The organism is Pedococcus sp. P1_H8, from assembly GCF_056405175.1.
Genome location: NZ_JBFUCP010000410.1, coordinates 1 through 380, shown reverse-complemented (window position 1 = coordinate 380; position 380 = coordinate 1). Strand labels below are relative to the sequence as shown.

The window sequence follows — 380 nt, the reverse complement described above, 5'->3', positions numbered from 1 at the left end:
CGGCATCGTCAGCATCGGTGACGTGGTGAAGACCCGGATCGACGAGCTGCAGTGCGAACGCGACCAGCTCGAGTCGTACATCGAGCAGGGCTGACGGGCGCCCGGGTCGTTGCCGTGACCCAGGCGTGGTGGCTAGCCTGGAACTGCTGACCGAACACTCGCAGGCTCGCCTGGAGGTCGTCGATGGCAGGACCCGATCCGCTTCGCAAGGGAACCCGGATAACCGGCGCGACCCGCGATGCCCTGCAGCGGGACCTGCGGGACCGCTACACGCGCGGTGAGAGCATCCGAAGCCTCGCCGAGGCCACTGGCCGTTCGTACGGCTTCATCCGCACCGTGCTGACCGAGTCCGGGGTGGTGTTGCGCGGACGGGGCGGGGC

1 protein-coding gene is annotated in these 380 nt (G+C 68.9%); it reads left to right on the top strand.

Annotation, left to right across the window (positions count from 1 at the left end):
- Positions 1-183: 183 nt before the first annotated feature.
- Positions 184-380 (top strand): helix-turn-helix domain-containing protein (locus AC1DYG_RS20595; RefSeq protein ID WP_477641687.1); only part of this gene is annotated, 197 nt, incomplete at its 3' end.